This is a genomic window from Ensifer sp. Root1252, from assembly GCF_001425885.1.
Classification (GTDB): domain Bacteria; phylum Pseudomonadota; class Alphaproteobacteria; order Rhizobiales; family Rhizobiaceae; genus Ensifer; species Ensifer canadensis.
In genome coordinates this window covers 132,515-151,398 of sequence record NZ_LMDT01000004.1, presented here as the reverse complement: position 1 = coordinate 151,398, position 18,884 = coordinate 132,515, and the positions used below count along the sequence as shown (strand labels likewise).

Genomic DNA, 18,884 nt, shown 5'->3' with positions numbered 1-18,884 from the left:
GAAACCGCATTTCTCACCCGTTGGCGMGGCCTCRTCGGTTCCTTTGACCGCCCTTCGCTGAAATCCGCCCTGCGACTGGCCGTTCGCGCCAGTGCACGGCCGCGGCAACGCAAGAGCAAAAAGGCGGTGACGGGCGATATCCTGGCGAAGCTTCTGCTCGCGTGCGCCGGCGAGCGTCTGGTCGATCTACGCGATCGTGCACTGCTTCTGGCCGCGTTCGCCTCCGGCGGACGGCGCCGATCAGAAGTGGCRGCGMTGCGCGTTGAGGATCTCAACGATGAGGACCCGGTTCGGACAGATCCAAACGACGAGAAATCCCCTCCCCTCCCCTGCCTGTCGATCCGGCTCGGCCGCACGAAGACGACGACGAGTGAYGACGACGAACATGTGCTGCTGATCGGCCGGCCAGTGGTTGCGCTGAAACGTTGGCTGGAGGAAGCCAATATCGAAGAGGGGCCGGTGTTCCGACGCATTGACCAATGGGGGAATATCGACCAGCGGGCGCTGACGCCGCAGTCGGTCAACCTGATCCTGAAGGGCCGCTGCAAACATGCCGGGCTCGACCCGACATTACAATGACGTGGAACGCAAACAGGGGCGCGCCGCCCGGCTGATCACCTGAAAGCGCCGGTCATACCGGCGGAGGCGTGTGGTCCTGGACGTCCGGCCAGAGGCACCGCTGGAGCAGAACAAACACTGCATGCAGTAAGCTGCAGAATCGCAATGGGCTCAGGTCTGGAGGTTGTCGGCTGACATCTTGCCGGACTTGCGGTCTTTCACCAGCTCATAGGTAATCTTCTGGCCGTCGTTGAGTCCGCGTAGACCAGCTCGCTCCACCGCGGAAATGTGGACGAACACATCGGCAGTTCCGTCATCCGGCTGGATGAAACCGAAGCCTTTTGTTGTGTTGAACCATTTTACCGTACCGGTTGCCAAAGTATCCTCCTTTGATCATTGTCCTGTCGGACTGATAGGCTCGAATGACACTGGTGCGCTCACATTAGTAGACGGTTCCGGCGTCAACGGAAAGTCATGCGAGCTGTCGTGTCTTGGCCGAACGCAGCCAACAGCCGGCGGTCCCGCTATATCGCGTCTATCCCACCGGACCTAAATTCCGGGTCTTGGTTGCTTACCTTTGCTGTAAGCACGGTAGAGCCGACGTATTATGGCTGCAAGAACAAGACGCGCTTATTGCGCCGATGCGCCGCCGAAGCCGGTTGCGACCCGTTCCACAGCGATCTTTCCCGAGCGATCCATATAGGACAGGACCAGGGGACCGCTTTGCTCTAGAGATTTCAGAACCTGAGGCNGCCGAAGCCGGTTGCGACCCGTTCCACAGCGATCTTTCCCGAGCGATCCATATAGGACAGGACCAGGGGACCGCTTTGCTCTAGAGATTTCAGAACCTGAGGCATGATCATTCCGCCATATCGARTAACTCATTTATTGTGCAAARTATATGACTCTATTGGCGACAACGCAAGCGACTACGACAGAYTCGCCGGGGTAGCGAGAAGCTTCAGGTTGCTGCCCTCCAAAGAGCCGTTCGCTAGGCGCTTCGAGCAATCACCGGGTTCGCCCGCAATAGAGCCATCAGCACCGGTCCGAGCGAAAACTCCCCTCGCCGCGCCTTGTCCGTCAGATTGCGAAGATAAGCTTCGAGCAATCACCGGGTTCGCCCGCAATAGAGCCATCAGCACCGGTCCGAGCGAAAACTCCCCTCGCCGCGCCTTGTCCGTCAGATTGCGAAGATAMCCGCCGGCCGAGTTGATGTGCCCTGCCCTCTCGAGAATGCAGGCCATCGTCGCGGCCGCAAGAGCGGCTGCGGCGCCTCGCAAATGCCGGAAATCGCGAAGTGCTTCTCGAGGAACTGGCGGCGAGCCGTAAACGCTGGGCGAAGCTCCCGGTGCTGGATAAGCGCTCTGCCGATGAGATTTTGGGGTATGACGAAAACGGCCTTCCCAACTGNCTGGCGGCGAGCCGTAAACGCTGGGCGAAGCTCCCGGTGCTGGATAAGCGCTCTGCCGATGAGATTTTGGGGTATGACGAAAACGGCCTTCCCAACTGATGGTCGACACATCAGCAATTGTTGCGATCGCGTTCAACGAACCGGACGCAGAAACCTACGAGCAAAAAGTAGTCGACGCTCCGCGGCGTTTCATTTCAGCTGCGACAATTCTTGAACTGTCCATCGTGATCGAGGCTCGCCTCGGCGAGGCGGGCGCTGCCGAGCTCGATCTATGGCNTTCGATCCGCGACTAGTGCGCACAAGCTTAACAGCGCGGCTCCGCGGCGTTTCATTTCAGCTGCGACAATTCTTGAACTGTCCATCGTGATCGAGGCTCGCCTCGGCGAGGCGGGCGCTGCCGAGCTCGATCTATGGCYCTACAAAGCGGGTGTCGAAGTCGTCGCTGTCGACGCGGAACAGATTGCTATTGCAAGACGTGCCTGGCGCARCTTTGGCAAGGGCCGGCACCCGGCGAGCCTGAATTTTGGGGACTGTTTTTCCTATGCGCTGGCCAAGTCGCGCAACGAGCCATTGCTCTTCAATGGTGACGATTTCTCGCGCACAGACATAGAGGCAGCATGACAAACGACGAGCGGGGTCGTCGCACACAAACGGTGAGCGGAGCCCCTAGCCCGGGGTCGATCGCGCCGACCGTTCAAAAATCGAGGGCGGCGTTGTCGACCACTTCCTTCATCACGAAGAACGTCCTTGTCTGGCGGACGCCCGGCAGCGCGATCAGCTGCGTCCCGTGGATCCGATTGAAATCGGTCATGTCACCCACGCGAATTTTCAAGAAGTAGTCGAAGTCGCCGGCAACGAGATGACAGTCGAGGATGAACTTCAGCTTCTCGACCGCCTTTTCAAATTCGCGAAAACTCTCCGGCGTCGAGCGATCGAGCACCACGCCGACCATGACCAGCGCGCCGCGATCGACCTTCTGCGGCGCCACAAGCGCACGCACATTGCTGATGTAACCTTCCTCGAACAGCCTCTGCGTCCGTCGGTGGCATGTCGCAGCACTGACATCGACCATTTGCGCCAGCTCCGCATTGGTCAGCCGGCCGTTCTTCTGCAGCAGGCGCAGCATCTTGAGATCGATACGATCGAGTTCACCTTGCATGGAAGAATCTTCCTTATTCGTCGTGATATGCGGATGTAATCTGTGATCTTATGCAATTCGCCGGGGCAAATGCAAAATCTTTGCATGAGATTAGAGAGCACCTTCCACGTGATGGGTGGTAGCGTTTCCTGACTTTCAAAACAGAAGGAAGGGAACAACATGCTGGAAAAATTCGAACGTTACCCGCTCACCTTCGGGCCGACGCATATCGAGAAACTCGACCGGCTCTCGGGCCATCTGGGCGGTCAGGTCGAGATCTACGCCAAGAGAGACGACTGCAATTCCGGCCTCGCCTTCGGCGGCAACAAGCTGCGCAAGCTGGAATATATCATTCCGGATGCGCTCAGCTCCGGAGCCGATACGCTGGTGTCGATCGGAGGCGTTCAATCGAACCACACGCGCATGATCGCCGCCGTTGCCGCCAAGATCGGGTTCAAATGCCGGTTGGTGCAGGAGAGCTGGGTGCCGCACGAGGACGCCGTCTACGACCGCGTCGGCAACATCATGCTCAGCCGTATCATGGGCGCCGAGGTCCAGATGGTCGATGAAGGTTTCGACATCGGCATCCGCCAAAGCTGGGAGGCTGCGATCGAGGACGTGAAAGCGCGTGGCGGCAAGCCCTACGCCATCCCCGCCGGCGCCTCCGTGCACAAGTTCGGTGGGCTGGGCTATGTCGGCTTTGCCGAGGAGGTGCGTGCGCAGGAGGAAGAGCTTGGCTTCAAGTTCGACTACATCGTCGTCTGCACCGTCACCGGCTCGACCCATGCCGGCATGCTGGTGGGCTTTGCCAAGGACGGCCGCCAGCGGCAGGTCATCGGCATCGACGCCTCGTTCACCCCGGCGCAGACAAAAGCACAGGTTCTCGACATTGCTCGCGGGACCGCCGAGTTGGTCGAGCTCGGCACCGATCTCACCGAAGAGGACGTGGTGCTGCTCGAGGATTATGCCTATCCGGTCTACGGCGTGCCCTCCGACGAGACCAAGGCGGCGATCCGGCTTTGCGCCCGCCTCGAGGGCATGATCACCGACCCCGTCTATGAAGGCAAATCGATGCAGGGCATGATCGATCTCGTTCGCAAGGGCTATTTTCCCGAGGGATCAAAGGTTCTTTATGCCCACCTCGGCGGCGCCCCAGCGCTCAACGGCTACGGCTACACCTTCCGCAACGGCTGATATCTCCGCCGGCCGCCGGGTATCTCGACCCACCGCTTCGAGCGCTACGGCCGGGCAGGACTGTCCGGCCGTGGACAAGAGGACATCAATTCAGGCGAGAGCGCGATCGACCGCCGCAAGCGCATGGAGTTCGGTGGTGTCGAAAACCGGAACGGGGCTGTCGGCTTGGGAGATCAACAGCATGATCTCGGTGCAGCCCATGATGATCGCCTGGGCGCCGCGTTCCGCCAGTCGCTGAATGACCTGACGGTAGGCGTCGCGCGACGCGTCCTCGACACGGCCGACAACGAGCTCCTTGTAGATAATGTCGTGGACGGTTTTCCGGTCCTCTTCGCCGGGCACCAGAACGTCCAGCCCATGCCGTTCGATCAGCCGCCCCTTGTAGAAATCCTGCTCCATGGTGAAGGCCGTGCCGAGCAATCCGACGCGGCTGAGGCCGAGCGCCTTGATCTTCTCCGCCGTCGGGTCGGCAATATGCAAGAGCGGAATGGAGACGGCTGCGGATATGGCATCGGCCATCCGGTGCATGGTGTTGGTGCAGATCACCAGGAAATCCGCGCCGCCGGCTTCAAGGCGGCGGGCCGCATCGGTCATTTCGCCCGTCAGGGCCGACCAGTCGCCAATATGCTGCAACCGCTCGATCTCACCGAAATCCATCGACCACATCAGGCTCTTGGCCGAGTGCACGCCGCCCAGGCGCGCCCGGACTTCCTGATTGACGATACGATAGTATTGGGCAGAGCTTTCCCAACTCATGCCGCCGATAAGTCCCATGACCTTCAATGCACTTGTCCTTCCCGATTGCGAGCAAACCTCAAGCTCGGCGATCCTAATTTCTGCCACATCCGCCGCCGCACAAGCAACACACGCTAATGGATCTCGTGCCAGAGCTCCGCCCCGCAGCGTGGACAAGGCGGCACCATTTCGCCCGGAGAAAGCTTGAGGACTTCGGCGCACTGCACGCAGGCAAGACGGCGTTTCTCACGAACGGCGGATCCGGACCGGAACTGCGTCGGCTTGCTGACGTCCCAGGGCGGCTCGATCAACAGCCCCTGCCTGGTCGACGGCTCATCGAAGGTGAAAACCGACAGCAGCCCGTTGGTTTCGAAATAGGCGGCCCGCACCTGTCCGAGATGCCGCACCTGCTTCAGGCGGAGCTGCTCGAACAGCTCGTCGTGGCCAACGTTCAGCCGCTTCAGCGCCTTCCAGAGGATTGCGCCATCGCGCACCACCTCGACGCTGACGCCCTCGATCACGTCCTCGAGCTTTCGGTTGCGAGCAACGATGTAGCTCAACGACTTGTCCAGCAGCACGACCACGGTGATGACGACGATGCAATGGACGAGCGGAACGTCGGGATAGAACATCGCATCGCCAACCGCAGAGCCAAGCGCGATCACCAGCAGGAACTCCACCAGCGAGAGCTGGCCGATCGACCGGCTGCCGATCCATCGGATCAGGAACAGCGTGTAGGCGTAGATGATCAGCGTCCTCAGCGCGATCTCGAGCAGGAAAAGCGGCGGCTCGTCGCCGATCATCATCCTGCCGAGATCGAAAGCCACGAACGGCTCATTCATGGGAACACTCCTCCACAAGGCGCCGGGAGGCGCTGACGGTTGCTCGTTTTCTATCTGTAGCGCTGGATGAGAAAGGCGAGAGCGAAGTGCGGCCCGGGCGCGTGCGGCGTCATCGCCGTCCCGAACTTTTTGCCGCCATGAATGAACCAAAGCCGACACGAGGCGTTTGCCTATCAGCGCAACCACAACGTCAGGAGATTCGCAGATGGATTGGAATCGTGTTGAAGGCAACTGGAAGCAGTTCAAGGGCAAGGTCAAGGAACAGTGGGGCAAGCTCACCGACGACGACCTCGATCAGATCGCCGGCAAGCGGGATCAGCTCGAAGGCAAGATCCAGGAACGCTACGGCATCGAAAAGGACCGCGCTCGCCGCGATATCGACGAATGGTATGGACGTCAGCTCTGACCGTTCAACGATTTCAGAAACCCCGCTCCGGCGGGGTTTTTTTCTGAGAGCACGACGGAAATGGAACTTTGTCAGGCCAGCCGGGTTGTTGGCGTGGCCGCAACAGTGGCCGCATCATGACCCCAGGGAGAAATCCGACAACGATGGGAAGACCCGTGCAAGAGAACCGGCCCGTGGCTCAAAGAGACGTGGTATACGGCTGGAGCAAGATCTATGATCTGACCGAATTCATCCGCGCCTATGATCTGCCGCCGCTCGAAGCCCGGCCCTTGTTTGAGAAATATGGCCCGTCGCGGCAGGCCCTGGATGCCGCCATGAAAGCACGCAAAAGCTGTACATGAGAGCATCTTTCGAAGACCGGAGAACCCCTGCAAGGAGAAAGAATGCGGCTCTTCCAGTGTAGCGCCTGCGGTCAGACGATCCATTTTGAAAACCGCAGCTGCATGCGCTGTGGATCGACCCTCGGGTTCGATCCAGGCGATGTGGCGATGCACGCGCTGGTGCCACTCGACGACGGACTGTGGCAGGTCCACGGCGGCGGATCGCGGACCTTTCGCTTCTGCGACAATGCCGTCATCGATGTCTGCCATTGGCTGGTGCCGGCCGATCAGCCCGATCGCTACTGCGTCGCCTGTCGTCACAACACCATCGTGCCGACAATCGACGGCGTCGGCCTTGAGCGCTGGCGCAGAATAGGCCTGGCACAGCGTCATCTGTTCTATTCGTTGTTGCGCTGGCGGCTGCCGCATCCCACCCGCGAGCAGGATCCGCAGAACGGGCTGGCGTTCGAATTCCTCGCCGACACCGTCGATACCTACGGCAACACCGTACCTGCCCGAACGGGCCACAAGAATGGAATGATCAGTCTGCGCGCCTCCGAGGCGGAGGACGTCGTTCGCGAAAGCGTGCGAGTATCGATGAACGAGCCTTACCGCTCGCTGCTCGGGCACTTTCGCCACGAGATCGGTCACTTCTACTGGCAGAAACTCGTCGCTGACGAGGCGACAAGGATCGAGGCGCGCGCACTGTTCGGCGATGAGACACAGGACTATGCGGCAGCACTGCAACGCCACTACTATCAAGGCCCTCCCGACGACTGGCAGGAACGGTTCATCAGCCCCTATGCGAGTGCCCATCCGTCAGAGGATTTCGCCGAGTGCTGGGCCCATCTCTTCCACATCGTCGACGCCTTGGAGACCGGGCGCGCCTTCGGCATGGTCCTCGATCCGATCGGGCATGATACGCTCGAGGCCGAAATCCCCTTCGATCCCTATCGGGAGCCGAGCGCAGGCGTGCTTGTCGAGGCGTGGGTGCCGCTCAGCGTTGCGCTCAACGCCATCCAGCGGTCGATGGGCCAGCCCGACAGCTATCCCTTCGTTCTGTCGCAGCCGGTTATCCAGAAGCTGGATTTCATCAACCGGCTGATCCTCGGCGCCGCCACTTCGAGCCGGTAAAGGCCTCCGGATTTGACGCTGGGGCGTGATCACCGAGCCGCGTTGGACAGGATGCAAGCGGAACAAAATCGCATCGCGCCGCGTTGCCCTGCGTTAGCAAGCGCTTGCGGAGGGAATTATGAGCGGCGCAGAAGCATTGGCGGCAGCGCTGGCGGGAGCAGCGGGATCGCAGACGATCGAATCGAGAGCTGTCCTCGACAGCCTTCCGATCGCGATCTACACCACGGATGCGGCCGGGGTCGTCACCTATTTCAATCGCGCTGCGGCGGAGTTGGCGGGACGCGAACCACGCCTCAATGCGGACCGCTGGTGCGTCTGTTGGCGCCTGCATCGACCTGACGGCACGGTGCTGCCGACCGATCAATGCCCGATGGCCGAGGCGCTCCTCAGCAAGCGCGCCGTTCGTGGCGAGGAATTGACCGTCGCGCGTCCCGATGGGACAATGGTGGCGGTGCTTCCTTACCCGACACCGATCTTCGATGCCGAAGGCGAGATGATCGGCGCCGTCAATGTCCTCATCGACATCGGCAAGCACAAGGCGGCGGAAGAGGAACTGCGCGCCAAGACCGACCGCATTCAGGCGCTCGATCGCATCTCCAGGCTTTTAGCCAGCGACCTCGATATCGAGCATATCGTCCAGACCGTGACCGACAGCGCCACGGAACTCAGCGGCGCGAAATTCGGTGCGTTCTTCTACAATGTCGTCGACGAGACCGGTGAGCATTTTCAACTCTTCACCCTGTCCGGCGCACCGCGGGAAGCGTTCGAAAAATTCGGCCCGCCGCGCAAGACGGCAGTGTTCGCGCCGACCTTCAACGGCGAAAGGGTCGTGCGCAGCGACGATATCCGCAAAGACCCGCGCTACGGGTTGAGCGAGCCGCATCTCGGCATGCCGCCGGGGCATCTGCCCGTTGTCAGCTACCTCGCCGTTCCGGTGATCGCCCGCTCCGGGGCCGTGCTCGGGGGATTGTTCTTCGGCCATGACGCACCGGGTGTCTTCACCCGCGGCTCCGAGGACATCGTCGTTGCCATCGCCGCCCAAGCGGCCATCGCCATCGACAACGCTCGACTGCTTGCCGACAGCCAAAAACAAAGCGAAAGCCGCCGGATTGCCGAGCTTTCCGCCCGCCATCTCGCATCGATCGTCGAATCCTCTGATGATGCCATTGTCAGCAAGGACCTGAACGGCGTCGTCACCAGCTGGAACAGGGGCGCCGAGGCACTGTTCGGATACAGCGTGCAGGAGATGGTGGGAACCCCGATCATGCGCCTCATTCCGAAGGGCCATGAAGACGAGGAAATGCAGATCCTAGACCGGATCCGCAAAGGCGAACGCGTCGATCACTATGAGACGAGACGGCAACGCAAGGATGGCACCCTCATCGACATATCGCTGACGATATCGCCGATCCTCGATAACGAGGGGCGTGTCGTCGGCGCTTCGAAGATTGCCCGCGATATCAGCGAACGCAAGGCAGCCGAGCTGGTGCTTTCCGAGCGCCTGCGCGAGCAGGCCTCGCTCTATCAGTTTACCGAGCGAGTGCACCGTGCGCGGTCGATCGCTGCCGTCTATGAGGCTGCGCTCGACGCCATTCAATCGGCGCTGCGCTGCAGCCGGGCATCGATCCTGCTCATCGACGAGACCGGCACCATGCGTTTTGTCGCCTCCCGCGGACTTTCGGAACGCTATCGCCTCGCCGTCGACGGCCACACGCCATGGAGCGCGGAGGCGCAGGATCCCAACCCGATCTTCATCGAAGATATTGGCCTGGCCGACATCTCGGATGAGTTGCGCGCAGCCGTTCGAACCGAAGGCATCGGCGCTCTCGGCTTCATTCCGCTGGTCTCGGCAGGCCGACTGATCGGCAAGTTCATGACCTACTACGACACGACGCATCACTTCGCCGGTTCCGAGGTCGACCTCGCTCAGACCATCGCGCGCCAGCTGAGCTTCAGCGTGCAGCGCATCCGGACCGAAGAGGCGAGACGGCGGGCCGAAGATCTGCTGCGGCACAACGAGGCAAAGGAACGCGCCAGGGCGACGGAGGTGCTCGCGCTCATGGAAGCGGTCCCGGCGCCGATCTGGATTGCCAGGACCCCGGATTGTCGGGTCATCAGCGGCAACAGAAGCTCGTTCGAGCTGCTGCGGCTGCCGCCTGAGAGCAATCCCTCCCTCTCGGCACCGCACGGCGAACGGCCCGCGCACTTCAAGGTCTATTCGCAAGACAGGTTGCTTTCGCCGGACGAATTGCCGGTCCAGCGGGCGGCGCGCGGCGAGGAGGTGCGCAGCTTCGAACAGGAGATCCGCTTTGACGACGGCACGTCCCGGCATCTGCTCGGCAATGCCACGCCGCTGATCGACGCCTGGGGCATACCGCAAGGCGCAGTTGCCGCTTTCGTCGATATCACCGAGCGCAAGGAGACCGAACAGGCGATGCGCGATGGCGAGCGGCGGCTGCAGATGGCGCTCGAAGCCGGCCGGATGGGGGCTTGGGAATGGAACTTCGACACCGGCAAGGTGATCTGGTCGCCGGGCCTCGAAGCACTTCACGGGCTGGAGCCGGGCAGTTTCGGCGGCACGCTCGACGACTTCAAGGCGGACATCCACCCTGATGATCTCGCCATGGTCGAGCTTGAGATCCAATCCGCCATCGAAAGGCGCGAGGACTACCACACATCCTATCGCATCCGCCGCCCCGATGGATCCATTCGCTGGCTGGAGGCGTTCGGCCGTTTTCTGCAAGGCGCAGGACCCTCCTCGCTGCGCCTCGCCGGCGTCTGCATGGACATTACCGAACGCAAGGACGCCGAGGCGCAGCGCAATCTGCTGGTTGCCGAACTCAGCCACCGTGTCAAGAACACGCTCGCGACCGTCACCTCGATCGCCCGCCAGTCCTTCGCCATGACCCCCGACCGCAAGGAGGCCGAGCAGTCGTTTCATGCGCGCATCCGGGCTCTCGCCCAGACGCATACCCGGCTCGCGGAAGCAACCTGGGCCGGCGTTTCGCTGGAAACGATCCTTTGCGATGAGCTTGCGCCCTACAAGAACGAAAACGCCGGCAACGTCTCCTTCGGCGGACCGGCGATCATGCTCTCGCCACGGCACGCTCTGGCCCTTGGCATGGCGGCCCATGAGCTCGCAACCAACGCCGCCAAGCATGGCGCGCTTTCGGTGGAAAGCGGGCATGTCGACGTCAGCTGGAGCCTGGATCGGGCCAACAAGGCGCTTCACATCGACTGGTGTGAAACCGGTGGTCCCGTAGTCGCCCCGCCTTCCAGAAACGGTTTTGGCCGGCTGCTGCTGGAACGCGTCGTCGGCTCCGACCTCGGCGCCGACGTCGAACTGGATTTTGCAAAGAGCGGTTTGAGGTACACGATCCACATGCCCTACGCCGCAGGTGCTGAACGATGAATGGCGGACAACGGAGCGTCTTTGTTGTCGAGGACGAGTATCTGCTGGCGATACAGATCCAGGACGACCTGCAGGCCGCGGGTTTCGATGTTATCGGCCCCTTCACCAGCCTGCGCAGCTCGATCGCCGCGGCAAAGCGGGAGACACCGCAGGCAGCGACGCTCGATGTCAATCTCAACGGTGAGTTCGTCTATCCCGTGGCAGACGAGCTGCTGGCCCGCGGCGTTCCGGTGCTGTTGCTGACCGGCTACGCCGCCTCCGACCTTCCCGAGCAGTATCGCAACCTTCCCCGCCTTTCCAAGCCGTTCAACAGCCGGGACCTCATCCGCACAGTTGAGGGCCTGCTGGCCGGCAAATGATGCCGACCCAACTCAGGTCGCACGCCTCTTCGCGCGCGCGGCGTATTGGAGGAACCGCAGCAGGCGATCCTCCTCGGCACGCAACAGGCTGCTTTGCCTTGGCAGCGCCTCAAGCCGCCGCAGGTTAATTTTGCTCTCGCTGTCGGCAAGGGCGATGATATCTGGGTGAACATAGCTCTTGCGGCAGACAGCCGGGGTGTTGTGCAACACGTCGGCTGCTGCCTCGCACATCCGCTTGACCGAGGGGCGCCGCCCCTCCGCCAGCGTCAGCCGCGCCTCGGCAAAAGCGGCGACGCTTCCCGCCCAGGTGCGAAATGTCTTGGCCGAGATCGGTGCACCGGAGATGTCGGCGAGATAGCGATTGAGCCTACCGGAATCGATCGGATGCAGATCACCGTTCGCGTCCCTGCTGACGAAAAGCTGGCGTCCGGGCAGGTCGGCAATATCTTCGAGCAACCGTTGCAGCCGCGGACTACGCAGCCGGCGAACGACACGCTTGCCGCCCTTGCCCATGAAGCGAAGCTCGATGCCCTCATCGCGCAGCTTGAGATGCCGTTTCAAAAGCGTCGTTGCGCCATAGGTGCCGTTTTCCTCGACATAGGCGGCGTTGCCGACGCGCAGGCTCGCCTGATCGAGCAGTGTCGAAATGGCGGCGAGCACGGTGCGAGCATCGTCAAGCGGCCCATCCATATGGCGGCGAAGGGTCCGGCGAATTTTCGGCAGGGCCGTGGCGAAGTCGATCAACTGATCGAACTTGGCGTGATTGCGCATTTCCTGCCAGGCATCATGGTAGCGGTACTGCTTTCGCCCGCGCGCATCGAAGCCGGTCGCCTGCAGGTGCCCGTTCTGCTTGGGACAGATCCAGACACGCTCATAGGCGGGTGGCAGGCCGAGCGCTGCAATACGCGCTCGGGTGTCCGGATCCTTGAGGGTCGAGCCGTCCGGAAGGCGATAGCTGAAGCGCTTTCCCTTCCGGTAGCGCCTTATGCCCGGATCGGCGTCGGTGACGTAGATGAGGTCGGGTTCCATCGACACGGATAACAAGGTTTACGCCACCGTCAGATCCGTCCCATGAGCAGGAGGACCAAGAGAACGACGAGCAGAACGCCCAATATGCCCGATGGGCCATAGCCCCAATTGGTCGAATGCGGCCAACTCGGAAACGCACCGATCAGCAGCAGAATCAATACGATAAGCAGAATGGTTCCAAGCATGGCTCCACCTTCCCTAGTGCGTTGTAACGTGTTGGGAAAATGCGGCGGAGGCGCATTGGTTCCGTCGCCCGTGCAGCAGCCAAGACGCAACGAGCCGCGACCGTCCCAGTGTGACCGCCATCGGCATGCTCCCTGCACCTCTCGTCCCGATGCGAATTGCGCAGCGTTTGGAACCGAACCGTTCTCTCGCGAATTGTAGCCAGACCACAGGTCCATCGACGAGGGAGGAACGGGACCCGAATATGCTTGATCGAACAGGTGATAAACGACAGGACTTCGATGAAGACAGCTGGTGGACCGTGCATCGCGGTGACAGTCCCGTCGTCGCTACGGCGATACACGACGGGCACGGCCTGCGCGCCGATCTGCGGTCGCTGATAGCCCTTGCCGATGAAGCACGGCTGCGGGAGGAGGATCCCTACACGGCCTATATCATTCAGGATCTGGTGAACCGGGTGATCGTGCATCGCTCGCGCTTCGAGGTTGATCTCAACCGTGCCCGCGACGGTGCGGTTTATGTCGACCCCTTACAGGCCTGGGGGCTTACGGTCTGGCGAGACGCGCTTCCTCATGAACTTCACGAGGGCTCACTCGTCTTGCATGACGAATATTATCGCATGCTGCGATCGATGCTGCTGTCGATCGAGCGGCGGCATGGCAGCTTCGTCGTTCTGGATGTGCACAGCTACAATCATCGGCGCGGTGGGTCGACCGCCACACCCTCTGATCCCGAAGGTGCGCCCGAGATCAACATCGGCACCCATTCGATGAACCGCGACCGTTGGGCCGATGTGCTCGCGACACTGCTCGAAACCTTTCGCCGCTTCGAATTTCAGGGCAGGCGTTTCGACGTTCGCGAGAATGTCGCGTTTCAGGGGCGCGGCGAACAAACGCGTTTCATCCATGAGTACTTTCCGCAGACGGGCTGCGCGATCGCCATCGAGTTCAAGAAATTCTTCATGGACGAATGGACCGGCGAGCCGGATTTCGAGGTGCTGGAGGCATTGCGCGCGCTAGTGGCATCAACCGTGCCTGATCTCGTCAAGACGCTGGATGCGCGCCGATGAAGAGCGCAGCGACGCCAAGGGATCACAGCGCCCGGGATCATCAGGAAGCCGGGCACCGGGCACCAGATGATGTGTGGCTCGGCGAGGTGATCGCCTGCCTTGAGGCCGGCAAGGCGGTGCGGCGCGAATTTGCCGAGGGCGGGCGCCTGCACATCGACCGACCGCTGCCCTTTCTCTGCGTCTTTATCGCCGAGGCAAAGCAAGCCGTCGTGGCACGCGAGATCACCCAGTCCAACGCCTCCTACCTGATGGCACCCGACGCCGCGGCGGCTGCCGCTGTCATCGAGGCAGTCGGAAGCGCGCTTCGACAGCGTCTCGGCGCTTTCTTCGTGCTCGAATATGGCGAACTCGAACGGGACGAGGCGCCCGCCAAGGACGCGCCCTATCTGCCGCTTTTCACGATCGAAGTCACCGCTGGCGAGGACCCGGCTGCTGAGGCAGCCGCGAATGCCTTCCTCGGCTCCGTCAGCACGATCGAGGGCAAGTTTCGCACCGCCCACATGAACCTGCTGTCGCCACCGCCGCAAGACGCCAACGGCAAAACGCTGACGGCGTTCCCCCACATCAGCGTGCGATTTGCGCCGATCTATCGCGAACCGGGCACGCGACGGATCTACCCGGAACTGCGAGAACGCCTGATTGCCAACATTTTCGATGCCGGTCTCAAGGCGCTGGCGGCAGCGACCCAATGCGCGACGGACACGCGCGTTTCGACGCATCGGGCCTTCGGGCGGAAAACCTTCGTCGAGACCGTGACCCGCACCGACCGCGCCATAGACGAGATTGCCTCAAGTTTCGATTTCCTCCTGGCGGTAACGCCGATCAACGCCGATGCGGCCTGGGCGGAGTTTGTTTCGAGCCGATACGAAGTCGGTCCGCGGCTGCTCTATCGGCCGCTGACACTTGAAGTCGAGGCCGCAAAGAAGAAGCTTTTTTCGATCAGCTTCGAGCATCTCGAGGACCCGTTGCTCTACGCGCTCTATCGCCAGAAACAACAGGAGCTCGACCTGCAGCTTTCGATGATCTCGGCCCGCGAGAGCCGCACATTCGTCGAATTCGGCCGGGCGCTCTATGGTCCGGTGGAGGCTAAACTCCTCGACGTCGCCACCGATATCCTGGTGCAGACACAAAAGCGGACCGGCAAGCCCGGACAAAAACCGGCGGTTGACAATGTGGATTGCGACTACGTTCGCAACCGGGCGCAAACGATGGTTTCGGCCTATAAGCGGCAATATGCCGATTTCACGGCCTCAGTGGAGCTGCGCGACGACATTCCCGCCGGATTGCTGGTGTCGAGGAGCCAGCTGTTGATTTCGCGCAGCACTGTCATGAGCCGGCGCCGCGTCGAGGCCCTGCTCAATCACGAAATCGGCGTGCACCTGCTGACCTACTTCAATGGCTCGGCGCAGGGGCTGCGGCTCTTCCGCTCAGGCCTCGCAGGCTATGAGGGCATGCAGGAAGGGCTTGCCGTGTTTGCCGAATATTTGAGCGGCGGCATGACGCTGGCGCGCCTGCGTCTCATCGCGGCCCGTGTGGTTGCGTGCGCGGCGATGTTGAACGGTGCGCTTTTCCCGGAGACCTATCGGCTGCTCGTCGATCAGCACCGGTTTCAGCCTTCAGACGCCTTCAACATCGTCCTGCGGATCTATCGCGGAGGCGGGTTGGCGAAGGACGCGATCTATCTGCGCGGGCTTCTTCAGCTGCTTGCCCATCTGGCCGCAGGCGGCAGTCTTGAACCCTTCTGGATGGGCAAGATCGCCGCCTCACATTTTGCCGCCATGCAAGAGTTGAGCTTGCGCGGCTTGCTGGGTGCGCCGGCGGTGCGCCCTATCTTTCTGGATGACGCCCATGCACGTGCCCGGCTGGACCGGGCGCGTGGGGGAATAACCCCGCTCGACATGGTCGCAGAGTAGGAGATCCGATGCGCATAGCCTTCTTCGTCAACTCGATAGACTCCGAGACAGCGTCCTACACGACGACGGCGCTGGCGCTTGCCGCCCTCTCCCGAGGCCACGAGATCTGTTATGTCACCCCGGCGGATTTCATCCTGCGGCCCGACGACAAGCTGATGATCCGGGCGCGCAGCCTCAATGGGACGAAGCCGAAAAAGCCGGAAACGTTCATTTCGGCTTTGAAAGCCGACGATGCGAAGATGAGCGTCGTCGACATCAGCGAGATCGATGTGCTGTTTCTGCGCAACGACCCGTCCGAAGATGCGGAAGGCCGGCCGTGGGCCGCCAATGTCGGCGCCAACTTCGGGCGCCTCGCCTCGGAGCGCGGCGCGATCGTCGTCAACGATCCCTCCGGTCTGTCGCTTGCGCAGAACAAGCTTTACTTTCAGGATTTCCCCCGGGCCGTGCGCCCGACGACGCTGATCTCGAAGAACATCGAAGAGATCCGCGCGTTCATCGACGATCATCGCGACGGCGTCATCCTCAAGCCCTTGCAGGGCTCAGGCGGCAGGAATGTCTTCAAGATAAAGTCGAGCGAGGAAGCCAACCTCAACCAGATCTTCGAGGCCGTCAGCGAGATCGGCTATCTCATTGCCCAGAGCTACCTGCCAGAAGCCACGGCAGGCGACATCCGGCTTTTCCTGATGAACGGCCGCCCGCTCGTTCGCGACGACGTCTATGCCGCTTTTCGACGGGTTCCGGCCAAGGGCGAGGTGCGGTCCAACATCCACGCGAGCGGCACCGCCCAGGCGGCAACCATTACCCCGGCCATACTGGCGATTGCTGAAAAGCTACGGCCCAAACTGATCGACGATGGCATGTTCCTGGTGGGCCTGGATATCGTCGGCGACAAGATCCTGGAGATCAATGTCTTCACACCCGGTGGTCTGCAATCCATTCGGGCCCTGCATGCGATCGATTTCGCCGAAGAGATCGTGATTGCCCTGGAAAACAAGGTAGCCATTCGCGAGGCCTATGGCGGCGCCCTGTCCAACCGCGCGTTGGCGACGCTCTGACATGGGCCTTCACATCGCCTGGCCGACCAGGAGACGAGTTCCGCGGCAGCGGGGCCTACAGCGCCGCGCGTCTTATTAGACGCGCCAAGGTCGCTGTAGCACTTTGAATTGCTGCATGTTTCCTTAAATCGAAGGATTTAGGGAAACATGCAGAGGTATCACTCCCGGCGCGACGCCAAGAGCTTGTCGATGCGCATGCCGTCCATGTCGATGATTTCGAAGCGCCAATCCTGGAAGTCGAAGGTTTCGCCGACATGCGGAAGATGGCCGAGGATCTGCAGTGCAAAGCCGGCAATGGTGTGAAAATCGCCCTCCGGCCGGTCATGAATGCCGAGCCGCTCGAAAGCGTCGTGCGCCGACATCAGTCCTTCGATCAACAGCGAACCATCAGCGCGGGTGACGATGTCAGGATCGCTCGCCTCCGTATCTGGCAGGTCGCCTGCAATCGCCTCCAACAGGTCGGTCTGGGTGATGATGCCTTCAAGGCTGCCATATTCGTCGACGATGATCGCCAGGCGGACGGGCGCGGTCTTGAAGGTTTCGAGGACACGGAAGACGCGCGCCGATTCGTGCAGCACCAGCGGCTCTCGCATCGCCTTCATCGGATCGAGCGTCTGGCCGTCGAGCAATTGATCGAGCAGATCCTTCTTCAGCACCATGCCCAAGGGATAGTCGATGCCGCCTCGGCCGATGAGCAACTGCTCATGGTGACAATCCCTGATGGTGCGCAAGATTTCCTCCCGCGTGTCGTCTGCATCGATCCAGTCGATTTCCATACGCGGGGTCATGAAATCGGAAATCCGCCGGTCGCCGATGTTGAAGATCCGTTCGACCAGTTCCTGCTGGGCAACATCGAGGAGACCGGCCTCCTGGCTTTGGGCGACAAGCAGCTTCAGTTCGGTGGGCGAATGCATCGACGCCTCGCCGGTGCCGGGCCGCAGACCGACCAGTCGAAGCACGAGATTGCCGAGGCCGTTGAGAGCCAGAATCGCCGGACGCAACAGAAACAGGAAAAATCCGAGCGGACGCACGACCGCAAGGGCCGTTCCCTCGCTGCGCTGCAGCGCCAGGCTCTTCGGCGCCAGTTCTCCGAGCACGATATGAAGCGCGGTGATGATGATGAACGAAATCGCGACCGCGATCGCATGCGAACCGAACGAGGCCCATGCCATCGGCAGGCCGCTCAGCAGCGGCTGGATCAGATGCGCCAGAGCGGGCTCGCCCACCCAGCCGAGCGCCAGCGACGATATGGTAATGCCGAGCTGAGTGGCGGCCAGGTTGGCGTCGAGATTGTCGACGGCATGCTGGAGCGCACTGGCGTTCATTCGCCCCTGTGCCACCAATTCGGTCACGCGGCTGCGGCGGACGGAAACCAGCGAGAATTCGGCCGCAACAAAAAAGCCGTTGGCGGCAACGAGCAGAAATACGGCCAGTATCCCGAGATAGTCGAACATACTGCCATCCGAGCCGGACATGGTCTCCCTTCGGGCGCGTCGCGCCTCGCATTGTTGAAAATGCGATCAGCCTAACATGCTCTTGCCGTACACGTCAGACGGGACGCAGGCGATCTTTGTGACTTCGCCCGCATCCCGGAATGCGCCCGGACGGCCCTGTCGGCCGGGCGTATCGCTTCGTCCTAGTTGCCGCCTTCAAGATTCTTGAGCGCCTCCAGATCCGCATGCGAAACGAACTCGCAGGCGAGCAAGGTCTTGCCGGGAATGGCTTCGCTTTCGCGGGCAACGATCGACACGATGCCCATCTCCGCTGTCGGCTGTTCGGCATCGGGCAGAACCCGTGCATAGCCCTTGGTGGACGTGCCGAGAATGCTGCTTTTTTCGCGCTCCAGCTGGTAGCGGGCCGCCAATTCGTCCGCACGCGCGCCTTCGATCAGCACGCCGACGGAGCTGCCGGCGAAGATAACCTCATTCGTCTTAAAGCCATCACGCCCGATGTCGGACGGCAGCTTGTAGACATAGGCCGTCAGCAGCGACGTATCGGGTTTCACCAGCTTCTCGGCGGCGTCATAGAACTCGGTTGCCGATTGCATCGTGTAGGGCGGGTTGCAGAGGGCGCCGTCATAAAAGGCCGCGACATCTTCGGATGCAAAGGCTGCGGGCACGCCTGAA

18 protein-coding genes and 4 pseudogenes are annotated in these 18,884 nt (G+C 61.5%); 13 read left to right on the top strand and 9 right to left on the bottom strand.

Translation table 11 applies throughout. The features are described from left to right. A pseudogene (locus ASD02_RS07130) lies at positions 1-622 on the top strand (integrase); the annotation flags it as partial. A gap of 107 nt (positions 623-729) precedes the next feature. Here the strand turns inward: ASD02_RS07130 and ASD02_RS07125 are convergent. Continuing rightward, positions 730-936 carry a cold-shock protein gene (locus ASD02_RS07125; RefSeq protein WP_057220938.1) on the bottom strand — a complete coding sequence of 69 codons (207 nt, stop codon included), beginning with the start codon at positions 934-936 and terminating at the stop codon, positions 730-732. 737 nt (positions 937-1,673) lie between these two features. After that, positions 1,674-1,814 (bottom strand): annotated as a pseudogene (gene repC / locus ASD02_RS39560) (replication initiation protein RepC); the annotation flags it as partial. Between the two features lie 41 nt (positions 1,815-1,855). Between repC and ASD02_RS39555 the strand changes: the two are divergent. From ASD02_RS39555 to ASD02_RS07105, 3 genes and pseudogenes are all read left to right on the top strand, one after another. Continuing rightward, a pseudogene (locus tag ASD02_RS39555) lies at positions 1,856-1,968 on the top strand (type II toxin-antitoxin system VapB family antitoxin); the annotation flags it as partial. A gap of 96 nt (positions 1,969-2,064) precedes the next feature. Continuing rightward, positions 2,065-2,245 (top strand): annotated as a pseudogene (locus tag ASD02_RS07110) (type II toxin-antitoxin system VapC family toxin); the annotation flags it as partial. 1 nt (position 2,246) lies between these two features. Continuing rightward, on the top strand, positions 2,247-2,590 hold a 344-nt coding region (locus ASD02_RS07105; protein ID WP_156408369.1), incomplete at its 5' end, for a type II toxin-antitoxin system VapC family toxin. Between the two features lie 73 nt (positions 2,591-2,663). Here ASD02_RS07105 and ASD02_RS07100 read toward each other — a convergent pair. Then, the gene (locus tag ASD02_RS07100) at positions 2,664-3,128 is read right to left on the bottom strand and encodes an Lrp/AsnC ligand binding domain-containing protein (protein WP_057212738.1); all 465 of its coding nucleotides are present in this window, start codon (positions 3,126-3,128) and stop codon (positions 2,664-2,666) included. Positions 3,129-3,287: 159 nt separating this feature from the next. Here ASD02_RS07100 and ASD02_RS07095 point away from each other — a divergent pair, with 159 nt between their 5' ends. Then, positions 3,288-4,301: a 1-aminocyclopropane-1-carboxylate deaminase gene (locus ASD02_RS07095; RefSeq protein WP_057212736.1), complete on the top strand. Its 1,014-nt coding sequence runs from the start codon at positions 3,288-3,290 to the stop codon at positions 4,299-4,301. Between the two features lie 90 nt (positions 4,302-4,391). Here ASD02_RS07095 and ASD02_RS07090 read toward each other — a convergent pair whose 3' ends face one another. Beyond that, positions 4,392-5,084: an aspartate/glutamate racemase family protein gene (locus ASD02_RS07090; RefSeq protein ID WP_200951664.1), complete on the bottom strand. Its 693-nt coding sequence runs from the start codon at positions 5,082-5,084 to the stop codon at positions 4,392-4,394. Between the two features lie 86 nt (positions 5,085-5,170). Further along, positions 5,171-5,878, bottom strand: coding sequence for a YetF domain-containing protein (locus ASD02_RS07085; RefSeq protein ID WP_025429735.1), 708 nt, complete (start codon positions 5,876-5,878; stop codon positions 5,171-5,173). A 205-nt stretch (positions 5,879-6,083) separates the two neighbouring features. Between ASD02_RS07085 and ASD02_RS07080 the strand changes: the two genes are divergently transcribed. From ASD02_RS07080 to ASD02_RS07065, 5 genes are all read left to right on the top strand, one after another. After that, positions 6,084-6,284 carry a CsbD family protein gene (locus tag ASD02_RS07080; protein WP_025429734.1) on the top strand — a complete coding sequence of 67 codons (201 nt, stop codon included), beginning with the start codon at positions 6,084-6,086 and terminating at the stop codon, positions 6,282-6,284. A 155-nt stretch (positions 6,285-6,439) separates the two neighbouring features. Next, positions 6,440-6,625: a hypothetical protein gene (locus ASD02_RS38010; RefSeq protein ID WP_128090568.1), complete on the top strand. Its 186-nt coding sequence runs from the start codon at positions 6,440-6,442 to the stop codon at positions 6,623-6,625. Between the two features lie 42 nt (positions 6,626-6,667). Further along, the gene (locus ASD02_RS07075; protein ID WP_025429732.1) at positions 6,668-7,738 is read left to right on the top strand and encodes a putative zinc-binding metallopeptidase; all 1,071 of its coding nucleotides are present in this window, start codon (positions 6,668-6,670) and stop codon (positions 7,736-7,738) included. 118 nt (positions 7,739-7,856) lie between these two features. After that, on the top strand, positions 7,857-11,150 hold the full coding sequence (locus tag ASD02_RS07070; protein WP_057212734.1) for a PAS domain S-box protein: 3,294 nt from the start codon (positions 7,857-7,859) through the stop codon (positions 11,148-11,150). Continuing rightward, positions 11,147-11,509: a response regulator gene (locus ASD02_RS07065; protein ID WP_057205942.1), complete on the top strand. Its 363-nt coding sequence runs from the start codon at positions 11,147-11,149 to the stop codon at positions 11,507-11,509. Before ASD02_RS07070 ends, ASD02_RS07065 begins: the two co-directional genes overlap by 4 nt. A gap of 12 nt (positions 11,510-11,521) precedes the next feature. On the opposite strand, the gene ASD02_RS07060 is transcribed toward ASD02_RS07065, so the two are convergent. Together ASD02_RS07060 and ASD02_RS36745 are read right to left on the bottom strand one after the other, a co-directional pair. Continuing rightward, positions 11,522-12,538, bottom strand: coding sequence for a DNA topoisomerase IB (locus tag ASD02_RS07060; RefSeq protein WP_057220397.1), 1,017 nt, complete (start codon positions 12,536-12,538; stop codon positions 11,522-11,524). Positions 12,539-12,567: 29 nt separating this feature from the next. Next, positions 12,568-12,723 (bottom strand): DUF3309 family protein, encoded by a 156-nt coding sequence (locus ASD02_RS36745; protein WP_038577999.1) that lies wholly within the window; start codon positions 12,721-12,723, stop codon positions 12,568-12,570. A gap of 242 nt (positions 12,724-12,965) precedes the next feature. Between ASD02_RS36745 and ASD02_RS07055 the strand changes: the two genes are divergently transcribed. From ASD02_RS07055 to ASD02_RS07045, 3 genes are read left to right on the top strand one after another with little or no spacing between them, the layout of a single operon-like run. Beyond that, positions 12,966-13,790, top strand: coding sequence for an N-formylglutamate amidohydrolase (locus tag ASD02_RS07055; protein WP_025429728.1), 825 nt, complete (start codon positions 12,966-12,968; stop codon positions 13,788-13,790). Then, positions 13,787-15,703, top strand: a complete 1,917-nt coding sequence (locus ASD02_RS07050) for a flavohemoglobin expression-modulating QEGLA motif protein (RefSeq protein ID WP_025429727.1) — start codon at positions 13,787-13,789, stop codon at positions 15,701-15,703. Before ASD02_RS07055 ends, ASD02_RS07050 begins: the two co-directional genes overlap by 4 nt. 8 nt (positions 15,704-15,711) lie before the next feature. After that, on the top strand, positions 15,712-16,758 hold the full coding sequence (locus ASD02_RS07045) for a glutathione synthase (protein ID WP_025429726.1): 1,047 nt from the start codon (positions 15,712-15,714) through the stop codon (positions 16,756-16,758). A 158-nt stretch (positions 16,759-16,916) separates the two neighbouring features. Here the strand turns inward: ASD02_RS07045 and ASD02_RS07040 are convergent, their stop codons facing one another. Continuing rightward, the gene (locus ASD02_RS07040; protein ID WP_057212730.1) at positions 16,917-18,233 is read right to left on the bottom strand and encodes a hemolysin family protein; all 1,317 of its coding nucleotides are present in this window, start codon (positions 18,231-18,233) and stop codon (positions 16,917-16,919) included. A 161-nt stretch (positions 18,234-18,394) separates the two neighbouring features. After that, positions 18,395-18,877, bottom strand: coding sequence for a hypothetical protein (locus tag ASD02_RS07035; protein WP_225968553.1), 483 nt, complete (start codon positions 18,875-18,877; stop codon positions 18,395-18,397). Between the last annotated feature and the right edge of the window lie 7 nt (positions 18,878-18,884).

Coding starts and splice junctions, on each gene's coding strand:
- ASD02_RS07095 (WP_057212736.1), top strand. CDS start 3,288: ATGCTGGAAAAATTCGAACGTTACCCGCTCACCTTCGGGCCGACGCAT.
- ASD02_RS07075 (WP_025429732.1), top strand. CDS start 6,668: ATGCGGCTCTTCCAGTGTAGCGCCTGCGGTCAGACGATCCATTTTGAA.
- ASD02_RS07070 (WP_057212734.1), top strand. CDS start 7,857: ATGAGCGGCGCAGAAGCATTGGCGGCAGCGCTGGCGGGAGCAGCGGGA.
- ASD02_RS36745 (WP_038577999.1), bottom strand. CDS start 12,723: ATGCTTGGAACCATTCTGCTTATCGTATTGATTCTGCTGCTGATCGGT.
- ASD02_RS07080 (WP_025429734.1), top strand. CDS start 6,084: ATGGATTGGAATCGTGTTGAAGGCAACTGGAAGCAGTTCAAGGGCAAG.
- ASD02_RS07065 (WP_057205942.1), top strand. CDS start 11,147: ATGAATGGCGGACAACGGAGCGTCTTTGTTGTCGAGGACGAGTATCTG.
- ASD02_RS07100 (WP_057212738.1), bottom strand. CDS start 3,128: ATGCAAGGTGAACTCGATCGTATCGATCTCAAGATGCTGCGCCTGCTG.
- ASD02_RS07085 (WP_025429735.1), bottom strand. CDS start 5,878: ATGAATGAGCCGTTCGTGGCTTTCGATCTCGGCAGGATGATGATCGGC.
- ASD02_RS07060 (WP_057220397.1), bottom strand. CDS start 12,538: ATGGAACCCGACCTCATCTACGTCACCGACGCCGATCCGGGCATAAGG.
- ASD02_RS07040 (WP_057212730.1), bottom strand. CDS start 18,233: ATGTCCGGCTCGGATGGCAGTATGTTCGACTATCTCGGGATACTGGCC.
- ASD02_RS07055 (WP_025429728.1), top strand. CDS start 12,966: ATGCTTGATCGAACAGGTGATAAACGACAGGACTTCGATGAAGACAGC.
- ASD02_RS07050 (WP_025429727.1), top strand. CDS start 13,787: ATGAAGAGCGCAGCGACGCCAAGGGATCACAGCGCCCGGGATCATCAG.
- ASD02_RS07045 (WP_025429726.1), top strand. CDS start 15,712: ATGCGCATAGCCTTCTTCGTCAACTCGATAGACTCCGAGACAGCGTCC.